At 71.2% G+C, this 17,344-nt stretch carries 17 protein-coding genes and 1 pseudogene; 12 read left to right on the forward strand and 6 right to left on the reverse strand.

Annotated elements, in window-relative coordinates; translation table 11 throughout:
• Positions 1-143: 143 nt before the first annotated feature.
• From CEB94_RS06300 to CEB94_RS06310, 3 genes and pseudogenes are all read left to right on the forward strand, one after another.
• A pseudogene (locus tag CEB94_RS06300) lies at positions 144-1,214 on the forward strand (type III polyketide synthase); the annotation flags it as partial.
• Position 1,215: 1 nt separating this feature from the next.
• Positions 1,216-2,430, forward strand: a complete 1,215-nt coding sequence (locus CEB94_RS06305; protein ID WP_175431219.1) for a cytochrome P450 — start codon at positions 1,216-1,218, stop codon at positions 2,428-2,430.
• A 7-nt stretch (positions 2,431-2,437) separates the two neighbouring features.
• Positions 2,438-2,959: a cupin domain-containing protein gene (locus CEB94_RS06310; protein ID WP_175431220.1), complete on the forward strand. Its 522-nt coding sequence runs from the start codon at positions 2,438-2,440 to the stop codon at positions 2,957-2,959.
• On the opposite strand, the gene CEB94_RS06315 is transcribed toward CEB94_RS06310, so the two are convergent.
• The gene (locus CEB94_RS06315; protein WP_175431221.1) at positions 2,956-4,182 is read right to left on the reverse strand and encodes an acyl-CoA dehydrogenase family protein; all 1,227 of its coding nucleotides are present in this window, start codon (positions 4,180-4,182) and stop codon (positions 2,956-2,958) included. The genes CEB94_RS06310 and CEB94_RS06315 overlap by 4 nt on opposite strands.
• A gap of 170 nt (positions 4,183-4,352) precedes the next feature.
• Here CEB94_RS06315 and CEB94_RS06320 point away from each other — a divergent pair, with 170 nt between their 5' ends.
• Entirely contained in the window at positions 4,353-4,997 is a 645-nt protein-coding gene (locus CEB94_RS06320; RefSeq protein WP_175431222.1) for a TetR/AcrR family transcriptional regulator, read from the forward strand.
• Between the two features lie 119 nt (positions 4,998-5,116).
• On the opposite strand, the gene def is transcribed toward CEB94_RS06320, so the two are convergent.
• Positions 5,117-5,656, reverse strand: coding sequence for a peptide deformylase (gene def / locus CEB94_RS06325; protein ID WP_175431223.1), 540 nt, complete (start codon positions 5,654-5,656; stop codon positions 5,117-5,119).
• A 158-nt stretch (positions 5,657-5,814) separates the two neighbouring features.
• Here def and CEB94_RS06330 point away from each other — a divergent pair, with 158 nt between their 5' ends.
• The 5 genes from CEB94_RS06330 (at position 5,815) to CEB94_RS06350 (ending at position 10,432) form a co-directional block, all read left to right on the forward strand.
• On the forward strand, positions 5,815-7,053 hold the full coding sequence (locus CEB94_RS06330; RefSeq protein ID WP_030835363.1) for a MurT ligase domain-containing protein: 1,239 nt from the start codon (positions 5,815-5,817) through the stop codon (positions 7,051-7,053).
• Between the two features lie 23 nt (positions 7,054-7,076).
• Positions 7,077-7,805, forward strand: a complete 729-nt coding sequence (locus tag CEB94_RS06335) for a type 1 glutamine amidotransferase (RefSeq protein WP_031137105.1) — start codon at positions 7,077-7,079, stop codon at positions 7,803-7,805.
• A gap of 201 nt (positions 7,806-8,006) precedes the next feature.
• Entirely contained in the window at positions 8,007-9,032 is a 1,026-nt protein-coding gene (locus tag CEB94_RS06340) for a 6-phosphofructokinase (protein ID WP_175431224.1), read from the forward strand.
• Positions 9,033-9,221: 189 nt separating this feature from the next.
• Positions 9,222-10,172, forward strand: coding sequence for a cytochrome c oxidase assembly protein (locus CEB94_RS06345; protein WP_175431225.1), 951 nt, complete (start codon positions 9,222-9,224; stop codon positions 10,170-10,172).
• An 80-nt stretch (positions 10,173-10,252) separates the two neighbouring features.
• Positions 10,253-10,432, forward strand: a complete 180-nt coding sequence (locus tag CEB94_RS06350; RefSeq protein WP_030835374.1) for a hypothetical protein — start codon at positions 10,253-10,255, stop codon at positions 10,430-10,432.
• 4 nt (positions 10,433-10,436) lie between these two features.
• Here CEB94_RS06350 and CEB94_RS06355 read toward each other — a convergent pair whose 3' ends face one another.
• The 4 genes from CEB94_RS06355 to CEB94_RS06370 are packed head-to-tail and all read right to left on the reverse strand — an operon-like array spanning position 10,437 to position 14,503.
• Positions 10,437-11,651, reverse strand: coding sequence for a sensor histidine kinase (locus CEB94_RS06355; protein WP_175431226.1), 1,215 nt, complete (start codon positions 11,649-11,651; stop codon positions 10,437-10,439).
• A complete protein-coding gene (locus CEB94_RS06360; RefSeq protein ID WP_175431227.1) occupies positions 11,648-13,363 on the reverse strand; it encodes a sodium/solute symporter in 1,716 nt (571 codons plus the stop codon). Before CEB94_RS06360 ends, CEB94_RS06355 begins: the two co-directional genes overlap by 4 nt.
• 25 nt (positions 13,364-13,388) lie before the next feature.
• The gene (locus tag CEB94_RS06365; protein ID WP_175436914.1) at positions 13,389-13,751 is read right to left on the reverse strand and encodes a hypothetical protein; all 363 of its coding nucleotides are present in this window, start codon (positions 13,749-13,751) and stop codon (positions 13,389-13,391) included.
• A gap of 2 nt (positions 13,752-13,753) precedes the next feature.
• Positions 13,754-14,503 carry a LytR/AlgR family response regulator transcription factor gene (locus CEB94_RS06370; protein ID WP_175431228.1) on the reverse strand — a complete coding sequence of 250 codons (750 nt, stop codon included), beginning with the start codon at positions 14,501-14,503 and terminating at the stop codon, positions 13,754-13,756.
• A gap of 56 nt (positions 14,504-14,559) precedes the next feature.
• Here CEB94_RS06370 and CEB94_RS06375 point away from each other — a divergent pair, with 56 nt between their 5' ends.
• The 3 genes from CEB94_RS06375 to rocD all read left to right on the forward strand — a co-directional run bounded on the left by CEB94_RS06375 (position 14,560) and on the right by rocD (position 17,276).
• On the forward strand, positions 14,560-15,078 hold the full coding sequence (locus tag CEB94_RS06375; RefSeq protein ID WP_175431229.1) for an Lrp/AsnC family transcriptional regulator: 519 nt from the start codon (positions 14,560-14,562) through the stop codon (positions 15,076-15,078).
• Between the two features lie 126 nt (positions 15,079-15,204).
• Positions 15,205-16,026 (forward strand): dimethylargininase, encoded by an 822-nt coding sequence (gene ddaH, locus CEB94_RS06380; protein WP_175431230.1) that lies wholly within the window; start codon positions 15,205-15,207, stop codon positions 16,024-16,026.
• Positions 16,023-17,276, forward strand: a complete 1,254-nt coding sequence (rocD, locus tag CEB94_RS06385; protein ID WP_246111745.1) for an ornithine--oxo-acid transaminase — start codon at positions 16,023-16,025, stop codon at positions 17,274-17,276. The genes ddaH and rocD overlap by 4 nt, the downstream gene beginning before the upstream one ends.
• The last annotated feature ends 68 nt before the right edge of the window (positions 17,277-17,344 follow it).

Below are 17,344 nucleotides of genomic sequence, written 5' to 3' on the forward strand. Positions count from 1 at the left end.
GGGACGAGCCTGGCACGGCGTCCCCGATACGGAGTAGTCCGGCGCGAGATCGGCGTCCCACCGGGTGATCGTGGGTGGACCACCCCTTGAGGTGAACCACCTTCTGACCGGGGGGCGAAGGGTCTTCCGGGAGGCGAAAGCAGGCACGGTTCATGGCGACTTTGTGCAGACCCTCGGTATCCGTCCCAGAGCACGTGATCACGATGGAGGAGACGCTGGAGCTGGCGCGTGAGCGCCACGCCGACCACCCCCAACTGCCGCTGGCCCTCCGGCTGATCGAGAACACCGGTGTGCGCACGCGGCGCATCGTGCAGCCCATCGAGGAAACGCTGAAACACCCCGGGTTCGAGGACCGCAACAGGCTCTACGAGGCCGAGGCGAAGGCCCGGGTCCCCTCGGTCATCCAGCGGGCCCTCGACGACGCCGAACTGCTCACCACCGACGTGGACCTGATCATCTACGTGTCGTGCACGGGCTTCATGATGCCCTCGCTCACGGCCTGGCTGATCAACGAGATGGGCTTCGACCCGACCACGCGGCAGCTGCCGATAGCCCAGCTGGGCTGCGCGGCCGGCGGCGCGGCGATCAACCGGGCCCACGACTTCTGCACGGCCTACCCCGAGGCCAACGCGCTGATCGTGGCCTGCGAGTTCTGCTCGCTGTGCTACCAGCCCACCGACATCGGCGTCGGCTCGCTGCTGTCGAACGGCCTGTTCGGTGACGGCATCGCCGCCGCCGCGGTGCGCGGCCGGGGCGGCGAGGGCGTCGTCCTGGAGCGCAACGGCTCGTACCTGATCCCCAAGACCGAAGAGTGGATCATGTACGACGTGAAGGCCACCGGCTTCCACTTCCTGCTGGACAAGCGGGTCCCGGCCACCATGGAGCCCCTCGCGCCGGCGCTGAAGGACCTGGCCGGTGACCACGGCTGGAACGCCTCCGACCTGGACTTCTACATAGTCCACGCGGGCGGCCCCCGCATCCTCGACGACCTCAGCACCTTCCTCCAGGTCGACCCGCACGCCTTCCGGTTCAGCCGGGCGACGCTCACCGAGTACGGCAACATCGCCAGCGCCGTCGTCCTGGACGCGCTGCGCCGGCTGTTCGACGAGGGCGGCGCCGAGCACCGGGCGCGCGGGCTGCTCGCCGGGTTCGGACCCGGTATCACCGCCGAGATGGCCCTGGGCCGCTGGCACAGCGCGGACGAATCGATGTGACATGAGCGAAGAGACGATGACCGAAATCCTGCCCCCGGTCCGGGACTGGCCCGCGCTCGACCTGTCCGGCGCGGACTTCGACCCGGTCCTGCGCGAACTGATGGACGAGGGCCCGGTCACCCGCGTCAAGCTGCCCAACGGCGAGGGCTGGGCCTGGCTGGTCACCCGCTACGACGATGTGCGGACGGTGACCAACGACCCGCGCTTCAGCCGCGAGGCCGTCATGGACCGGCAGGTCACCCGGCTGGCCCCGCACTTCATCCCGGCCCGTGGCGCGGTCGGCTTCCTGGACCCGCCGGACCACACCCGGCTGCGCCGCAGCGTCGCCGCCGCGTTCACGGCACGCGGGGTGGAGCGGGTACGCGAGCGGTCCCGCCGCATGCTGGCGGAGCTGGTCGACGAGATGCTCCAGGACGGCCCGCCCGCCGACCTGACCGAGGCCGTGCTCAGCCCGTTCCCCATCGCGGTGATCTGCGAGCTGATGGGCGTCCCGGCCGCCGATCGGCAGGGCATGCACACCTGGACCCAGCTGATCCTGTCCTCCTCGCACGGCGCCGAGGTCAGCGAGAAGGCCAAGAAGGAGATGAGCGCCTACTTCTGCGACCTCATCGGCCTGCGCGAGGGCAGCACGGGCGAGGACGTCGCCTCCCTGCTCGGCGCCGCCGTGGGCCGCGGGGAGGTCACCCTGGACGAGGCGGTCGGACTCGCGGTCCTCCTCCAGATCGGCGGCGAGGCGGTCACCAACAACAGCGGCCAGATGTTCTACGTGCTGCTGACCCGGCCCGAGCTCGCCGAACGACTGCGCGACGAACCGGAGATCCGGCCCCGGGCCATCGACGAACTGCTGCGCTGGATCCCCCACCGCAACGCGGTCGGACTGTCCCGGATCGCCATGGAGGACGTGGAGATCCAGGGCGTACAGATCCGGGAGGGCGACGCGATCTACGTGTCGTACCTGGCCGCGAACCGCGACCCGGACGTCTTCCCCGACCCGGAGACGATCGATTTCGGCCGCAGTCCGAACCCGCACGTCGCCTTCGGCTTCGGCCCGCACTACTGCCCCGGCGGCATGCTGGCCCGGCTGGAGTCGGAGCTCTTGGTCGACGCGCTCCTCGACGGCGTACCGGGCCTGCGGCTCGCCGTGCCGGCCGGGGAGGTGCCCTTCAGGAAGGGCGCGCTGATCCGCGGGCCCGAGGCCCTGCCCGTGACGTGGTGAGCCCGCGATGACGGCGACGGAAGGGCTGCTGGTCCCTCCGGGGCACGGCCGGGTGGTGGCGGCCCCCGCCCAGCACGTCACCTTCAAGGTGACCGGCACGCACTCCCGCATGGCCTCCACCTTCGAGGTGGTCGTTCCCCCGGGCTTCGACGTCGGCGCCCATGTGCACACCCGCAGCGAGGAGTTGTTCTACGTTCTCGAAGGCGAGCTGGACGTCCTCGCCTTCGAGCCGCGGATCCGTACTCCCGACAACTGGCAGCGGTGGGAATCCACTTCCGGCAACCGGGTGGTGCGGGCGGCCCCGGGAACGGTGATCGTCGTACCCCCCGGGTGCCCGCACGCGTTCGCCAACCCGACGGACGAGCCCGCCAAGATGTTCTTCCAGGCGAGTCCGCCGCCGGACCACGAGCGGTACTTCGAGGAGCTGCTGGAGATCCTCGGCAGCGGGGGCCCGCCGGACCACGCGGCGATCGAGGAGCTGCGGGCGCGCTACGACATCGAGCAGCTGACGCCGCTCAGACACCGCTAGCGGATGGGCACGCCGGCGAGGGTCCGGGCGATGACCAGGCGCTGGATCTCGCTCGTGCCCTCGAAGATGGTGTAGATGGCCGCGTCCCGGTGCATCCGCTCGACGGGGTACTCCCGGGTGTAGCCGTTGCCGCCGAGGATCTGGATCGCCTGGGCCGTGACCTTCTTGGCCGTCTCGCTCGCGAACAGCTTGGACATCGACCCCTCGGCCGCCGTGAACGGCCTGCCGTTGACCGCCATCCAGGACGCGCGCCACACCAGCAGCCGGGCCGCGTCGATGGACGTCCGCATGTCCGCGAGCTGGAAGGCCACCCCCTGGTTGTCGATGATCGGGCGACCGAACTGCTCCCTGGTCTTCGCGTAGTCGAGGGCGACCTCGTAGGCGGCCCGGGCGGTGCCGACCGCCATGGCACCGACCGCCGGGCGCGAGGCCTCGAACGTGGCCATCGCCGCGTTCTTCACGCGCTCCCCGCCCTGCCTGGCCTTCTCCCGGGCACGGGCGAGCCGCTCGTCGAGCTTCTCCTTGCCGCCGAGCAGGCAGGAGCCGGGAACGCGCACGTTGTCGAGGATGACCTCGGCGGTGTGCGAGGCGCGGATGCCGTGCTTCTTGAACTTCTGGCCCTGGGACAGCCCCTCGGTGCCCGGCGGGACGATGAAGGAGGCGTGGCCCTTGGAGCCGAGCTCGGCGTCGACGACCGCGACGACGACATGGACGTTGGCGATACCGCCGTTGGTCGCCCAGGTCTTGGTGCCGTTGAGCACCCACTCGTCCTTGGCCTCGTCGTACACGGCCCGGGTCCGCATGGAGGCCACGTCGGAGCCGGCGTCGGGCTCGGAGGAGCAGAACGCGGCGACCTTGACATCGTTGGCGTCGCCGTACATCTGGGGGATCCAGGTGCCGATCTGCTGCTCGGTGCCGTTGGCGAGGACGCCGACGGCGGCGAGACCGGTGCCGACGATGGACAGGGCTATGCCCGCGTCGCCCCAGAACAGCTCCTCCATCGCCATCGGGATGCCGAGGCCGGTGGGGTCGAAGTACTGCTGGGCGTAGAAGTCCAGGGAGTAGATGCCGACCTTGGCCGCCTCCTGGATGACCGGCCAGGGAGTCTCCTCACGCTCGTCCCATTCGGCGGCCGCGGGGCGGATCACGTCGGCGGCGAAGCCGTGGATCCAGTCGCGGACCTCCTTCTGTTCGTCGTTGAGCTCCATGGTGAACTCGGCCATGTCGTCCCCTCCAGCAGCACGTGCATGTTACTTGCGGTAACACCAGTCTGTTACCGACGGGTAGTCGAAGTCAACTCCTACCGACCGGTCGGCACCCTTTCGGTGTCCTGGGCATGCTTCAGTGTTAGTTTGCGCAGGCGTCATCGAAACAGCACGGGTGGGGAGAGACCATGGACACCACGCAGCGGACCGATCAGCAACGGTCCGCCGATCGCCGTCGGCGTGAGCTGCTGGAGGCCGCCGACCGAGTGGTGCTGCGCGACGGTCCGCAGGCCTCGATGAACGCGATCGCCGCGGAAGCCGGCATCACCAAGCCCATTCTCTACCGGCACTTCGGCGACAAGGGCGGACTTTACGCGGCCCTTGCCATGCGGCACACGGACGCGCTGCTGGACTCGCTGCGGGCGGCGCTGGACGCGCCGGCGGACCGACGGGAGCGGGTCGAGGCGACGTTGGACACGTACCTCGCGGCGATCGAGGCGCGGCCCCAGGTGTACCGGTTCCTGATGCATCCGGCGGAGGGGGGCCAGCCGGGAGATCAGGGCTTCGATGTCGGCAAGCACAGTGCGCCGTTGCTGCGGCGGATGGGCGAGGAGCTGGCGCAGGTCATCGAGGAGCGGCTGGACCTCGGGCCGGGCGGGCAGCAGCTGGCGCGGGTGTGGGGACACGGGATAGTCGGCATGATGCACGCCGCCGGGGACTGGTGGCTGGGGGAACGGCCCTGTTCCCGTGCGGAGTTGGTGCGGAGTCTGGCTGATCTGTTGTGGGGTCGGCTTGCGGCGGCGGGGGATCGGGTCGGAGGCCCGGGGTTCTGACCGTCGTGTCCTGGCTGACGGCCGGTGGGGGTTGTTCGCGCAGTTCCCCGCGCCCCTGAGGCGATGCCGCCCAGGCGCTCCAAGAGCCCGGGCGTCCCCGCGTCCTGAGGCGATGGCGCTCAGGCGCTCCACGAGGCACGGGCCACCTGGCGCATCAGTTTGCGGCGGCGCCAGCCCTTGAGACGGTCCGCGTACACGCGGCCCTCCAAGTGGTCGCACTCGTGTTGCAGGCAGCGGGCGAAGAAGCCCGTGCCGTGGACGGTGACCGGGTCGCCGGTCATCGTGAAGCCCTCGACCACCGCGTGGTCGTAGCGCTCCGTGCCCGCTTCCAGGCCCGGCAGGGACAGGCAGCCCTCCGGGCCCCGGATCACCACGCCGTCCGTTTCGGTCAGGCGGGGGTTGATCACATGGCCCACATGGCGGACGTCCTCGTCGTCGGGACAGTCGTAGACGAAGACCCGCAGGGGCTCGCCGATCTGGTTGGCGGCGAGGCCGACGCCCTGCGCGGCGTACATGGTCGCGAACAAGTCCTCGACGAGCCGGGCCAGTTCGGGGCCGAAGTCGGTGACCTCCGCGCAGGGTGCGTGCAGGAGCGGGTCGCCGTGCAGGGTGAGGGGTCTCACGCGGCCGTGGGCGCCGGGGATGGAGCTGTGTCGCATGGCGGCAAGAGTAAGGTCCTGTCGGTCCGCGCCTCCCACACGAGTTCGCCACAGTGCCGCGGTGCGGGAGTGCGAATGGATCTCGATAGGCTGAGGTCCACACCACGTGGCCGTCAGGCTTCAAGGCGCGGCGCGTACGCAAGGAGGATCGAGAACTGATGGCAGGCAACTCGGACCCGCTCTCGCCGCGGGCCAAGCTGGCCGTGACCGCGGGCAAGGCGGTCGCGGCGGCATCGCGCGCCGCAGGACGCGGCAGCGGTTCGGTGATCGGCGGCCGGGTCGCGCTCAAACTCGACCCCGACCTCCTCGCCCGGCTCGCCCAGAACCTGGACGTGATCCTGGTCTCCGCGACGAACGGCAAGACCACCACCACCCGGCTCATCGCCGAGGCGCTGCGCGCGGCGGGACCGGTCGTCTCCAACGCGCTCGGCGCCAACATGCCGGCCGGCATCACCTCGGCCCTCGCCGGCAGCTCGGACGCCCGCTACGGCGTCATCGAGGTCGACGAGAAGTACCTCGCCGGCGTCGCCCGGGACACCGCCCCGAAGTGCATCGCCCTGCTCAACCTCTCGCGCGACCAGCTCGACCGTGCCGCCGAGACCCGCATGCTCGCCGAGAACTGGCGGGAGGGGCTCGCGGGTTCCAAGGCCGTGGTCGTGGCCAACTGCGACGACCCGCTGGTGGTGTGGGCGGCGTCGTCCTCCCCCAATGTGATCTGGGTCGCGGCGGGGCAGATGTGGAAGGACGACGCCTGGTCGTGCCCGTCGTGCGGTGGCGTGATGCAGCGCCCCGGCGACGACTGGTTCTGCGGCGAGTGCGGCTTCCGCCGTCCGACGCCGAGCTGGGCGCTCTCCGGCGACCACGTCCTCGACCCGCACGGCTCGGCCTGGCCGATCCATCTCCAGCTGCCCGGCCGCGCCAACAAGGCCAACGCCGCCTCCTCGGCCGCCGTCGCCGCCGTGTTCGGCGTGCCGCCGCAGGTCGCGCTGGAGCGCATGTACCAGGTGCAGGCGGTGGCCGGACGGTACGACGTCGTCCAGTTCCAGGGCCGTGACCTGCGGCTCCTGCTCGCGAAGAACCCGGCCGGCTGGCTGGAGACGTTCTCCCTGATCGACCCGCCGCCCACGCCGGTCATCCTCTCCGTGAACGCGCGCGGCGCCGACGGCACCGACACCTCCTGGCTGTGGGACGTCGACTACACGCGTCTGACCGGCCACCCGATCTGCGTGGTCGGTGACCGGCGCCTGGACCTGGCGGTGCGCCTGGAGGTCGCCGACCAGCACTTCCAGGTCTACGAGAACCTCGACCAGGCCGTGGCCGCCTGCCCGCCGGGCCGGATCGAGGTCATCGCCAACTACACGGCGTTCCAGGACCTCCGCCGCCGCGTCGGCAACTGAGCACGAGACGTCAGGGGACTTTTGTGAGCGACAACCAACTGCGCATCGTCTGGATCTATCCCGACCTGCTCAGCACCTACGGCGACCAGGGCAACGTCCTGGTCGTCGAACGCCGGGCCCAGCAGCGCGGCCTGGACGTGGCCCGGCTGGACGTGCGCAGCGACCAGCCGATCCCCACCTCCGGCGACATCTACCTGATCGGCGGCGGTGAGGACCGGCCGCAGCGGCTCGCCGCCGAGCGGCTGCGCCGGGACGGCGGACTGACCCGGGCCGTGGAGAACGGCGCCATCGTGTTCTCCGTGTGCGCCGGCTACCAGATCCTCGGCCACGAGTTCATCAACGACCTCGGCCAGCGCGAGCCCGGCCTCGGGCTGCTGGACGTGGTGTCGACGCGCGGTGAGGGCGCCCGCTGCGTCGGTGACGTGCTGGGCGACGTCGACGGGCGGCTCGGCCTGCCCCCGCTGACCGGCTTCGAGAACCACCAGGGCGTCACCCACCTCGGCCCCACCGCCCGTCCCCTCGCCCGGGTGCGCTTCGGCAACGGCAACGGCACGGGCGACGGCACGGAGGGCGCGTACAACGACACCGTCTTCGGCACGTACATGCACGGGCCGGTGCTCGCGCGCAACCCGCTGATCGCGGACCTGCTGCTGAAGCTGGCCCTCGACGTCAACGCGCTGCCGCCGACCGACGACCGCTGGTACGAGGCCCTGCGAAACGAGCGCATCGCCGCTGCTCAGCAGCCTGCGTGAGCACTGCGCCGCAGCGTGTGCGAAGCACGCGTCAACCTGCTGGTCAACAGCCCGTCTGACGGCACATCCGCACAGGTGAGCGGGGTCGTCCAGCAGGCGGACGCGTGCTTCGGTCCGGCCCCTCGATGCCGCTAGGGTGGCGGGGATTCCAGCCGGACGACGCGGTCCGGACCCGGCCCACGTGGAGAAGGTATTCGGGCTATGCGCATTGGTGTCCTCACGTCCGGCGGCGACTGCCCCGGCCTGAACGCCGTCATCCGGTCCGTCGTGCACCGCGCCGTCGTCGACCACGGCGACGAGGTCATCGGCTTCCGGGACGGCTGGAAGGGCCTCCTGGAGTGCGACTATCTCAAGCTCGACCTCGACGCGGTGGGTGGCATCCTCGCCCGCGGCGGCACGATCCTCGGCTCCTCCCGGGTCCAGCCCTCCCATCTGCGGGACGGTGTGGAGCGGGCCAAGGGCCATGTCGAGGAGCTCGGCCTCGACGCGATCATCCCCATCGGCGGCGAGGGCACGCTCAAGGCCGCGCGGCTGATGTCGGACAGCGGTCTGCCCATCGTGGGTGTGCCGAAGACCATCGACAACGACATCGCCGTCACGGACGTCACCTTCGGCTTCGACACGGCCGTGGGTGTGGCGACCGAGGCCCTGGACCGGCTGAAGACCACCGCCGAGTCCCACCAGCGGGTCCTGGTGGTCGAGGTCATGGGCCGGCACACCGGCTGGATCGCGCTGCACTCCGGCATGGCGGCCGGCGCGCACGCCATCGTCGTCCCCGAGCGGCCCTTCGACATAGAGGAACTGACCCGGCGGGTCGGCGAGCGGTTCGAGGCGGGCAAGCGCTTCGCGATCGTGGTGGCGGCGGAGGGGGCCAAGCCCCGGGTCGGGAGCATGGAGTTCGACGAGGGCGGCAAGGACATCTACGGCCACGAGCGGTTCGCCGGGATCGCCCGGCAGCTGTCCGTGGAGCTGGAGGGGCGGCTGGGGAAGGAAGCCCGGCCGGTGATCCTCGGGCATGTGCAGCGGGGCGGGACGCCGACCGCCTATGACCGGGTGCTGGCCACGCGGTTCGGGTGGCATGCGGTGGAGGCCGTGCACCGGGGTGAGTTCGGGCGGATGACCGCGCTGCGCGGGACCGACATCGTGATGGTGTCGTTGGCCGAGGCCGTTCGGACGCTGAAGACGGTGCCGGAGGATCGGTACGAAGAGGCGGAGTGCGTGCTCTGAGGTCGCCGTGATCGGCCGGGTGCGGGTCGTGAGTGGTTGCTCGCGCCCACGCGGCGAAGCCGCATATCGAACACAGCCCCGCGCCCCTGAAAACCCCGTACCGCCCCCGGTCGCAGTGGCGACCGGGGGCGGTTCTACTCTTGGGGCGGACAGATGGCTGCACACCCCCACGAAACAGGAGCCGGCGGAATGGATCACAGCGGGCACGGCATGACGATGGATCTGCCGCCGTTCACGCTGGGGCGAGGCCTGGAGTGGTCCACGGACCCGTTCTTTCTCGTCGCCTGCCTGGCCGGGCTGGCCCTGTACGGGTGGGGTGTCGTGCGGCTCGTCCGGCGCGGCGACAAGTGGCCCGTGGGGCGGACGGTCGCCTACGTCCTGGGCGTGCTGAGCATCATGCTCATGATGTGCACCCGGCTGAACGACTACGGCATGGTCATGTTCAGCGTGCACATGGTGCAGCACATGGTCATCAGCATGGTGTCGCCGATCCTCATCCTGCTCGGGGCGCCGATCACGCTGGCGCTGCGGGCGCTGCCGACCGCGGGGCGGGGGCGCAAGGGGCCGCGTGAGCTGCTGCTGATGTTCCTGCACAGCCACTACATGCGGATCATCACGCACCCGGCGTTCACGATCCCGCTGTTCATCGCGAGCCTGTACGGGCTGTACTTCACGCCTCTCTTCGACACCCTGATGGGCTCCAAGCCCGGCCATATCGCGATGATGGTGCACTTCTTCGCCGTCGGTCTGGTGTTCTTCTGGCCGATCATGGGCGTGGACCCGGGCCCGCACCGCCCGGGCTACCTGATGCGGATGCTGGAGCTGTTCGCGGGCATGCCGTTCCACGCGTTCTTCGGGATCGCGCTGATGATGGCGTCCGAGCCGATGGTCGAGACGTTCAAGAACCCGTCCGCCTCGCTCGGCATCGAGGCGCTCGCGGACCAGAACGCGGCGGGCGGCATCGCCTGGGCGTTCAGCGAGATCCCCTCCGTGCTGGTGCTGGTGGCCCTGCTGTTCCAGTGGCACGCCTCGGACCAGCGGCAGGCCAAACGCACGGACCGGGCCGCCGACCGCGACGGGGACAAGGAGCTCCAGGCGTACAACGCCTATCTGGCCTCGCTGAACACGCAGGGGCGCTGAACACCACTCGTGTACGGGCCGTGCGCGCCGGGCGTTCGCCGGGCACCATGGAGGGACCGAACCATGAGGAGGGTGTTGCGATGCCCGGTTCCACGAACGGTTCCAACTCTACGAAGACCATGGGAGCGCTCACGCTGGGCGGGCTCGTCGTGGTGACGGCCTACACGGTGGCGCTCGGCAGCAACGGCTGGCTGTGGTTCGGCTGGGTCGTGCTGGGTCTGATCACGCTGGGACTGGTGGTCACCACGCGCAGCACCTGACGGCTCACTCCCGGGTCAGCCGGCCCGCCGAGTGGACTCCCGGCTGGTACTTCGGGAGCCGGACAGTGATCTTCATGCCGGCTCCCGCGGCGGTCTCGATGACGAGGCCGTAGTCGTCGCCGTAGACCTGGCGGAGCCGGTCGTCGACGTTGGAGAGGCCGATGCCGCCCGAGGGGCTGACCTCGCGGGCGAGGATGCGGCGCAGCAGGCCGGGGTCCATGCCGGCGCCGTCGTCCTCGATGACGACGAGGGCCTCGGCGCCCGCGTCCTGGGCGGTGATCTGGATGTGGCACTTGCCGAAGGGCACGGCCTTGCCCTCCAGTCCGTGCTTGACGGCGTTCTCGACGAGCGGCTGCAGGCACAGGAACGGCAGGGTCACCGGCAGCACCTCCGGGGCTATCTGGAGGGTGACGGAGAGGCGGTCGCCGAAGCGTGCCCGCACCAGCGCCAGGTAGTGGTCGATGGCGTGGAGCTCCTCGGCGAGGGTGGTGAAGTCGCCGTGCCGGCGGAACGAGTAGCGGGTGAAGTCGGCGAATTCCAGGAGCAGTTCGCGAGCGCGCTCGGGGTCGGTGCGGACGAACGAGGCGATCACCGCGAGCGAGTTGAAGATGAAGTGCGGGGAGATCTGGGCCCGCAGCGCCTTGATCTCGGCCTCGATGAGGCGGGTGCGGGACTGGTCGAGGTCGGCCAGTTCCAGCTGGACCGAGACCCAGCGGGCGACCTCGCCGGCGGCCCGGACGAGCACCGCCGACTCGCGGGGCGCGCAGGCGACGAGGGCGCCGTGCACCCGGTCGTCGACGGTGAGCGGGGCGACGACCGCCCAGCGCACCGAGCAGTCGAGGCTGTCGCAGGTGAGCCGGAAGGCCTCGCCGCGGCCGGTCTCCAGGGGGCCCGCGAGGCGTTCCATGATCTCGGTGCGGTGGTGGGCGCCGTCGCCGTCCCAGACCAGGACCTGCTTGAGGTCGGTGAGGCAGAGGGCGTCCGTGCCGAGCAGGGAACGCAGTTTGCGGGCGGATTTGCGGGCGGTCTCCTCCGTCAGTCCGGACCGCAGCGGGGGCGCGGCGAGGGACGCCGTGTGCAGGGTCTCGAAGGTGGCGTGCTCGACGGGGGTGCCGAGACCGGCGAGGCTCTTGGCCCGGGCGGTGCGCCGGCCCAGCCAGACCCCCAGGGCGAGCACCGGGAGCACGGCGACGCACAGGCCCGCCAGGAAGCCGCTCATGCCGTCACCTCCGTGCGCAGCTCCTCGGGCAGGTGGAACCGGGCCAGGACCGCCGCCGTACCGGGCGGGACCCGGCCGGGGGTGGCCAGGGACACCAGGATCATGGTGAGGAAGCCCAGCGGCACCGACCACAGGGCGGGCCAGGCGAGCAGGGCGTGCAGGGCGGCGCCCTCGCCCGGGTAGCCCGCCATGGTCGCGGCGACGGCGAGCAGCGCGGAGCCCCCGCCGACCAGCATCCCGGCGGCGGCGCCGGGCGGGGTCAGCCGCCGCCACCAGATGCCGAGCACGAGCAGCGGGCAGAACGAGGACGCCGACACGGCGAAGGCCAGCCCGACGGCGTCGGCGACCGGGAGCCCGCCGACCAGGACGCTCGCCGCGAGGGGCACGGACATGGCGAGGGCCGTGCCGAGCCGGAAGTGCCTGACGCCCCGGGACGGCAGGACGTCCTGGGCGAGGACGCCCGCGACCGCCATGGTCAGCCCCGAGGCCGTGGACAGGAACGCGGCGAAGGCGCCCCCGGCGACCAGCGCGCCCAGCAGGTCGCCGCCCACTCCCCCGATCATGCGGTCGGGCAGCAGGAGGACGGCGGCGTCCGGGTCGCCGGTGAGAGTGAGCTCGGGGGCGTAGAGGCGGCCGAGAGCGCCGTAGACGGGCGGCAGGAGGTAGAAGGCGCCGATCAGGCCGAGGACCGCGACGGTGGTGCGGCGGGCGGCGACACCGTGCGGGCTGGTGTAGAAGCGGACCACGACGTGCGGCAGGCCCATGGTGCCGAGGAACGTGGCGAGGATCAGCCCGTACGTGGCGTACAGCGGGCGTTCCTCGCGGCTCTCGGCCTGTGACGGGGACAGGTCGCCGCCGCCGCTGCGCTCGGCCCGGGGAACGGGGGCGCCCGCGGCGAAGGTGAGGTGGGAGCCGCGTTCGATGCGGTGGGTGCCGGCGGGGAGTTCGAGGCGGGTGCCGGTGTGCTTGCGGCCGTCGACGGTGCCGGTCACCGTGACGCTCAGGGGCCGGTCGAGGGTGAGGTCGACGCTGTCGTCGACGCGGACCACACGCTGCTCGCGGAAGGTGGCCGGTTCGTCGAAGGCGTGCCGGGGTGCGCCGTCGCTCTGCCAGGTGAGGACCAGGAACAGGGCGGGGACGAGCAGGGCGGTGAGCTTGAGCCAGTACTGGAAGGCCTGCACGAAGGTGATGCTGCGCATGCCGCCGGCGGCGACGGTGGCGGTCACGACGACGGCGACGATCACTCCGCCGAGCCAGTCGGGCGCCCCGGTCAGCACGGTCAGAGTGAGTCCGGCGCCCTGGAGCTGGGGCAGCAGGTACAGCCAGCCGACGCCGACGACGAAGGCACCGGCCAGCCGCCGCACCGCCTGGGAGGCGAGGCGGGCCTCGGCGAAGTCGGGGAGCGTGTAGGCGCCGGAGCGGCGCAGCGGGGCGGCGACGAAGAGCAGCAGGACCAGATAGCCGGCGGTGTAGCCGACCGGGTACCAGAGCATGTCGGGGCCCTGGACCAGGACCAGGCCCGCTATGCCGAGGAAGGAGGCGGCGGAGAGGTACTCGCCGCTGATGGCGGCGGCGTTGAGGCGGGGCCCGACGGTGCGGGAGGCGACGTAGAAGTCGGAGGTGGTGCGGGAGATGCGCAGGCCGAAGGCGCCGACCAGGACCGTCGCGACGACGACGAGGGCGACGGCGGGGATGGCGTAGCTGGAGTTCATCGGGCGTCGGTCCGTCGGTGGTCGTTCATCGGTCTTCGACGAGGCGTACGAAGTCGCGTTCGTTGCGCTCGGCACGGCGGACGTACCAGCGGGCGAGCAGGACGAGGGGGGCGTAGAGGCCGAAGCCGAGGACGGCCCATTCCAGGTGGCGGGCGTCGGGCATCGCCGCGAAGAGCAGCGGGAGGGGGCCGACGAGCAGGCCGAGGATGGCGAACACGGTGAGGGCGGCGCGCAGTTGGGTGCGCATCAGGGAGCGGACGTAGGTGTGGCCGAGGGTGGTCTGCTCGTCGATCTCGGTGCGCGGGCGGTAGTAGCCGGAGGAGGCCCGGCCGGTCTGGCGGGGCGGGCCGGTGACGACGACGCGGCGTTCGGTGTGGTCCTGGGGCACCGTCACGGCCTCCTCATGAGCAGGTCGCGCAGTTCGCGCGCGTGGCGGCGGCTGACCTGGAGCTCCTCGGAGCCGATCAGGACGCTGACGCTGCCCGCGTCGAGGCGGAGTTCGCCGATGTGACGCAGGGCGACGAGGTGGCGGCGGTGGATACGGACGAAGCCGCGGGTGCGCCAGCGCTCCTCCAGGGTGGACAGCGGGATGCGCACCAGGTGGCTGCCCCTGTCGGTGTGCAGGCGGGCGTAGTCGCCCTGGGCCTCGACGTGGGTGATGTCGTCGACGGAGACGAAACGGGTCACGCCGCCGAGTTCGACGGGTATGTGGTCCGGGTCGGGTTCGTGCACGGGGATGCGCGGGGCGGCGCCGCTCAGCTCGGCGGCCCGGCGGACGGCCTCGGCGAGGCGTTCCTTGCGCACGGGTTTGAGGACGTAGTCGACGGCCTTGAGGTCGAAGGCCTGCACGGCGAAGTCCTCGTGGGCGGTGACGAACACGACGAGCGGCGGCCGGGCGAAGCCGGTGAGGAGCCGGGCGAGGTCGAGGCCGTCGAGGCCGGGCATCTGGATGTCGAGGAAGACGACGTCGATGGCCTCTGGCCCGCCCGGGCCGGACTCCAGGGCGCGGTTCATGCGGCGCAGCGCCTCGGTGGCGTCGCCGGCACCCTCCGCGCTGCCGATGCGGGGGTCGGCGCGCAGGAGGTAGAGCAGCTCCTCCAGGGAGGGGCGTTCGTCGTCGACAGCCAGGGCGCGCAGCATGAACGTGGAGTGTAGGGGCGATCCCCGCTGTTCGGGCACGTGGATACAGTGCCCGCATGAACAGCAGGTCGTCCACGCCGTTCGACGAACTCGACCGGAAGATCATCACGGCGTTGATGGCGAACGCCAGGACGTCGTTCGCCGAGATCGGTACGGCGATCGGGCTGTCGGCCACGGCGGTCAAGCGGCGGGTCGACCGGCTGCGCGAGACGGGCGTGATCACCGGGTTCTCGGCGACGGTGAAGCCGTCGGCGCTGGGCTGGCGTACGGAGGCCTACGTCGAGGTGTACTGCGAGGGCGCCGCCCCGCCGCGACGGCTGGCCGAGGTCGTGCGCGACTACCCGGAGATCGCCGCGGCGATGACCGTGACCGGCGGCGCGGACGCGTTGCTGCATGTGCGGGCGCGGGACGTGGAGCACTTCGAGGAGGTGCTGGAGCGGATCCGGCAGGAGCCGTTCATCCGGAAGACGATCAGCGTGATGGTGCTGTCCCATCTGCTCCCCGAGAGCCCGGAGGCGGGGGCCAGCCAGCCGGCGCCGCAGGAGCCCCGGGGTGGCGCAGCAGACGTGCGCTGAGCGGCCGGAAGACGCAGCGTTCCTGCGCGGACACGCAATCTTTGTTTCTTGTCGGGCACCTCTGTCAGTTCCTACCGTTGTGTCAACCCACAGTCACACACCGTGAGGAAGCGGAGGGACCCCTCTGTGCCCGACTCCCGTGTGCCGCGCCGGCGGCGCTACCTCGTCTGCGAACCCAGACACTTCGCCGTGCAGTACGCGATCAACCCGTGGATGCGTCCCGGCGAACCCGTCGACGTCATCCGCGCCCTGGACCAGTGGCAGGCGCTGGTCGACGCCTACCGTGCCCACGGCCATACCGTGGACAGTGTGAAACCCGTTCCCGGCCTGCCCGACATGGTTTTCGCCGCGAACGCGGCGGTCGTCGTCGACGGCCGCGTCTTCGGCTCGCTCTTCCACGCGCCCGAGCGCCGTCCCGAGTCCGTGCCCTACGAGGCGTGGTTCAAGACGGAGGGCTACGACGTGTACCACCCCGAGTCGGTGTGCGAGGGCGAGGGCGACCTGGTGCCGACCGGCCGCTGGATCCTGGCCGGGACGGGCTTCCGTACGACCCGGGAGGCCCACAGCGAGGTACAGGAGTACTTCGGGACGCCGGTGATCAGCCTGACGCTGGTGGATCCGTACTTCTACCACCTGGACACGGCGCTGTTCGTCCTCGACGAGGAGAACATCGCCTACTACCCCGAGGCGTTCTCGCCGGGCAGCCGCGAGGTGCTGGCCCGGATGTACCCGGACGCGGTGCTCGCCACCCGCGAGGACGCGACGGCGTTCGGGCTCAACTCCGTCTCCGACGGGCGCCATGTGTTCATCTCACCCGGGGCGACGGACCTGGCCGGGCAGCTCGCCGGCCGTGGCTACGTCCCCGTCCCCGTCGACCTGTCCGAGTTCCACAAGGCCGGTGGCGGCATCAAGTGCTGCACCCAGGAGATCCGGGAGATCCGCTCATGACCGCACCCGTCCGCACCGAGGACGCGCAGGGGGCCCGTGGCTCGCGGGAGAGCCGTGGCTCGCAGGAGCTGATCCGCGCGGAGGAGCCGGTCCTCGCGCACAACTACCACCCGCTGCCGGTGGTCGTCGCGCGTGCCGAGGGCGCCTGGGTGGAGGACGTGGAGGGGCGGCGCTACCTCGACATGCTGGCCGGCTACTCGGCGCTCAACTTCGGCCACCGGCACCCGGCGCTGATCGAGGCGGCCCACCGTCAGCTCGACCGGCTGACCCTCACCTCGCGTGCCTTCCACAACGACCGGCTCGCCGAGTTCGCGGAGCGGCTGGCGGCGCTGACCGGTATGGACATGGTGCTGCCCATGAACACCGGCGCGGAGGCGGTGGAGAGCGGGGTGAAGGTGGCCCGCAAGTGGGCCTACGACGTCAAGGGCGTCCCGGCCGACCGGGCGACGATCGTGGTCGCGGCGGACAACTTCCACGGGCGTACGACGACGATCGTCAGCTTCTCCACGGACGAGACGGCCCGGGCGGGCTTCGGGCCCTTCACGCCGGGTTTCCGGGTGGTGCCGTACAACGACCTGGCCGCGATGGAGGCGGCGGTCGACGAGACGACGGCGGCGGTGCTGATCGAGCCGATCCAGGGTGAGGCGGGGGTGATCATCCCCGACGACGGCTATCTGGCCGGTGTGCGTGAGCTCACCCGCCGCAAGGGGTGTCTGTTCATCGCGGACGAGATCCAGTCCGGGCTCGGCCGGACGGGGCGCACGCTGGCGGTCGAGCACGAGCCGGTGGTGCCGGACGTGCTGCTGCTGGGCAAGGCGCTGGGCGGCGGCATCGTGCCGGTGTCGGCGGTGGTCGGGCGCCGGGAGGTGCTCGGGGTGCTGCATCCCGGGGAGCACGGCTCCACCTTCGGCGGCAATCCGCTGGCGGCGGCGGTCGGTACGGCGGTCGTGGAGCTGCTGGAGACGGGCGAGTTCCAGCGCCGGGCGGCCGAGCTGGGCGTGATCCTGCGTGATGGTCTGACGGGGCTGGTCGGCAAGGGCGTCGTCGGCTTCCGGTCGCGCGGCCTGTGGGCGGGCGTCGACATCGACCCCGCGCTCGGCACCGGCCGCGAGATCAGCGAGCGGCTGATGCGGGAGGGAGTCCTGGCGAAGGACACCCACGGCTCCACGATCCGCCTGGCCCCACCGCTCACCATCACCGGCGAGGAGCTGACGGGCGCGCTCGCGGCGCTGGAGAAGGCGCTGGGGTAGGGGCCCGGGGGTCACCACCGGGGTGGGGAGCGGCGTCCTCGACACGGATCGGCCGCTCCCCACCAGGC

Source organism: Streptomyces hawaiiensis (genome assembly GCF_004803895.1).
In the GTDB taxonomy this organism is placed as follows: Bacteria; Actinomycetota; Actinomycetes; order Streptomycetales; family Streptomycetaceae; genus Streptomyces; species Streptomyces hawaiiensis.

What these genes read in the sequence shown, in the direction of transcription:
- CEB94_RS06370 (WP_175431228.1), bottom strand. Translation starts at nt 14,503, where the DNA reads ATGCTGCGCGCCCTGGCTGTCGACGACGAACGCCCCTCCCTGGAGGAG.
- def (WP_175431223.1), bottom strand. Translation starts at nt 5,656, where the DNA reads ATGCGACACAGCTCCATCCCCGGCGCCCACGGCCGCGTGAGACCCCTC.
- CEB94_RS06360 (WP_175431227.1), bottom strand. Translation starts at nt 13,363, where the DNA reads ATGAACTCCAGCTACGCCATCCCCGCCGTCGCCCTCGTCGTCGTCGCG.
- CEB94_RS06310 (WP_175431220.1), top strand. Translation starts at nt 2,438, where the DNA reads ATGACGGCGACGGAAGGGCTGCTGGTCCCTCCGGGGCACGGCCGGGTG.
- CEB94_RS06355 (WP_175431226.1), bottom strand. Translation starts at nt 11,651, where the DNA reads ATGAGCGGCTTCCTGGCGGGCCTGTGCGTCGCCGTGCTCCCGGTGCTC.
- rocD (WP_246111745.1), top strand. Translation starts at nt 16,023, where the DNA reads ATGACCGCACCCGTCCGCACCGAGGACGCGCAGGGGGCCCGTGGCTCG.
- CEB94_RS06305 (WP_175431219.1), top strand. Translation starts at nt 1,216, where the DNA reads ATGAGCGAAGAGACGATGACCGAAATCCTGCCCCCGGTCCGGGACTGG.
- CEB94_RS06330 (WP_030835363.1), top strand. Translation starts at nt 5,815, where the DNA reads ATGGCAGGCAACTCGGACCCGCTCTCGCCGCGGGCCAAGCTGGCCGTG.
- CEB94_RS06340 (WP_175431224.1), top strand. Translation starts at nt 8,007, where the DNA reads ATGCGCATTGGTGTCCTCACGTCCGGCGGCGACTGCCCCGGCCTGAAC.
- CEB94_RS06345 (WP_175431225.1), top strand. Translation starts at nt 9,222, where the DNA reads ATGGATCACAGCGGGCACGGCATGACGATGGATCTGCCGCCGTTCACG.
- CEB94_RS06350 (WP_030835374.1), top strand. Translation starts at nt 10,253, where the DNA reads ATGCCCGGTTCCACGAACGGTTCCAACTCTACGAAGACCATGGGAGCG.
- CEB94_RS06375 (WP_175431229.1), top strand. Translation starts at nt 14,560, where the DNA reads ATGAACAGCAGGTCGTCCACGCCGTTCGACGAACTCGACCGGAAGATC.
- CEB94_RS06320 (WP_175431222.1), top strand. Translation starts at nt 4,353, where the DNA reads ATGGACACCACGCAGCGGACCGATCAGCAACGGTCCGCCGATCGCCGT.
- CEB94_RS06315 (WP_175431221.1), bottom strand. Translation starts at nt 4,182, where the DNA reads ATGGCCGAGTTCACCATGGAGCTCAACGACGAACAGAAGGAGGTCCGC.